The sequence below is a fragment of the Pseudomonas sp. NMI542_15 genome (genome assembly GCF_021283425.1).
Classification (GTDB): domain Bacteria; phylum Pseudomonadota; class Gammaproteobacteria; order Pseudomonadales; family Pseudomonadaceae; genus Aquipseudomonas; species Aquipseudomonas fortuita.
Window position 1 is genome coordinate 1 of sequence record NZ_JAJSRO010000054.1, and the last position, 3,014, is coordinate 3,014.

The following is a 3,014-nucleotide window of genomic DNA, read 5'->3' on the forward strand; positions in this document are numbered from 1 at the left end:
TTCGAAAACCTGAATCTGGACAAGACCCCGGTCAGCACCCAGGTTACCGACGAACCAGGCACCCCAGGCAACGAAGGCGACCTGGTCAAGGTCACCATCACCGCCGACCAGACTTCGGTGGCGGAAAACGTCAAACCGACGTTCACTGTGCACATCAACCAGCCGCTGGATCACGACCTGGTTGTGACCCTGAGCAACAACGCGACCGTGACCATCAAGGCGGGCGAAATCAGCGCGCCATACACCCACGATGCGCAGGGGGATGACGTCTACAATGATTCGGGCGAAATCAGCCTGGGTATCAAGTCGGCGGTAGACGCCACCGGTGCTACCTTCGAGAACCTGGAGCTGGGCGGTGCGGCTACCGTCCAAGTGACAGACACCACCGACGAAGTCGTGGCCAAGCTGACCGCGACGCCTTCGGTCACCGAAGGCGGCGAGATCACCTACACCATCACGCTGACCAACAAAGACGGCCTGCCGATCAACAACCACGGCGCCCTGAACTTCACGCTGAGCGACGGCAAAACCGTCATTACCGTGCCGGCCAATGGCACCAGCGGCTCGATTACCGTCACTGCTCCGGACAACGTCTATGTCGGCAGCAATACCCCGGTGGTGCAGTCGATCGCTACCGTTGCTGGCGCTGACGTCGGAAAATTCGAACAGTTGACACTGGACAAGACCCCGGTCAGCACCACCGTCACTGACGAGCCAGGTACCCCCGGTAACCCAGGCGGCAATAACGAAGGCGATCTGGTCAAGGTCACCATCACTGCCGACCAGACTTCGGTGGCCGAGAACGTCAAACCGACCTTCACCGTGCACATCAATACCGCTCTGGCACACGACCTGGTCGTCACCTTGAGCAACAACGCCACAGTCACCATCAAGGCCGGCGAAACCAGCGCGCTTTACGAGCACGCGGCGCAGGGCGACGACGTCTATCTGGACGGCGGCGAAATCAGCTTGGGCATCAAGTCGGCTGTGGACGTTGATGGTCGTACCTTCGAAAACCTGGAGTTGGGCGGCGATGCTTCGGTCAAAGTGACCGACACCATCGACGAGGTTGTGGCCAAGTTGACCGCAAGCCAGTCGGTGACCGAAGGTGGCGAGATCACCTACACCATCACGCTGACCAACAAAGACGGTCTGCCGATCAATAACCACTCGGAGCTGTATTTCAAGCTGACCGATGGCACCACTGTCATCGTGCCCGCCAACAGCACCACCGGTTCGGCCACTGCGACCGCGCCGGATAACGTCTATGTCGGTGCTAACGAGCCGGTGGTCAACGCCATCGACGCGGTCAGCGGCGCGGACGTGTGGAAGTTTGAAAACCTGAATCTGGACAAGACTCCGGTCAGCACCCAGGTTACTGACGAGCCAGGCACCCCTGGCAACGAAGGTGACATCGTCAAAGTCACCATCACCGCTGACCAGGCATCGGTGGCCGAGAACGTTAAACCGACCTTCACCGTGCACATCAACACCGCCCTGGCCCACGACCTGGTCGTGACCCTGAGCAACAATGCCACGGTGACCATCAAGGCAGGCGAAACCAGTGCACCGTACGAGCACGCGGCGCAGGGCGATGACGTTTACCAGGATGCTGGCGAAATCACCCTGGGCATCAAGTCGGCGGTAGACGCTACCGGTGCTGCCTTCGAGAACCTGCAGTTGGGCGGCGATGCTTCGGTCAAAGTGACCGACACCATCGACGAGGTTGTGGCCAAGTTGACCGCAAGCCAGTCGGTCACCGAAGGCGGCGAGATCACCTACACCATCACGCTGACCAACAAAGACGGTCTGCCGATCAATAACCACTCGGAGCTGTACTTCAAGCTGACCGATGGCACCACTGTCATCGTGCCCGCCAACAGCACCACCGGTTCGGCCACTGCGAACGCGCCGGATAACGTCTATGTCGGTGCTAATGAGCCGGTGGTCAACGCCATCGACGCGGTCAGCGGCGCGGACGCGTGGAAGTTTGAAAATCTGAACCTGGACAAGACCCCGGTCAGCACCCAGGTTACCGACGAGCCAGGCACCCCAGGCAACGAAGGCGATATCGTCAAGGTCACCATCACGGCCGACCAAACTTCGGTGGCCGAGAACGTCAAACCGACCTTCACCGTGCACATCAACACCGCCCTGGCCCACGACTTGGTCGTGACCCTGAGCAACAACGCAGTTGTAACCATCAAGGCCGGTCAGACCTCGAGCGAGCCGTATGCTCACGACGCGCAGGGTGACGACGTTTACCAGGATGCTGGCGAAATCACCCTGGGCATCAAGTCGGCGGTAGACGCTACCGGTGCTGCTTTCGAGAACCTGCAGTTGGGTGGTGATGCTTCGGTCAAAGTGACCGACACCATCGACGAGGTTGTGGCCAAGTTGACCGCAAGCCAGTCGGTCACCGAAGGCGGCGAGATCACCTACACCATCACGCTGACCAACAAAGACGGTCTGCCGATCAATAACCACTCGGAGCTGTATTTCAAGCTGACCGATGGCACCACTGTCATCGTGCCCGCCAACAGCACCACCGGTTCGGCCACTGCGACCGCGCCGGATAACGTCTATGTCGGTGCTAACGAGCCGGTGGTCAACGCCATCGACGCGGTCAGCGGCGCGGACGCGTGGAAGTTCGAGAACCTGACCCTGGATAAGACCGAGGTCAGCACCAGCGTTACGGATGAGCCTTCCGGGCAGGGTGACCTGGTGAAGGTCAGCATTACGCCGGTCACCGACACGGTGAACGAAGCGACTGCGCCGACCTTCAAGCTCACCCTGAACCAGGCCATCGATAAACCGCTGACCGTGCTGCTGAGCACCGGTGAAACCGTGGTGTTCGCCGCTGGTGAAACCACCAAAACCATTTCGGCGCCGGCCCAAGGCGATGACGTCTTTGTTGATAAAGGCACCATCACCGTTAGCATCGACAAGGCCACCGTCACCGGTGCGCCGCTGGAAAACCTGCAGATCGGCGACCCGGCCACTGTCAACGTGAC

At 60.1% G+C, this 3,014-nt stretch carries 1 protein-coding gene; it reads left to right on the forward strand.

Translation table 11 applies throughout. The features are described 5' to 3' along the window. Positions 1–3,014 (forward strand): immunoglobulin-like domain-containing protein (locus LU684_RS30335; RefSeq protein WP_332880194.1); only part of this gene is annotated, 3,014 nt, incomplete at both ends.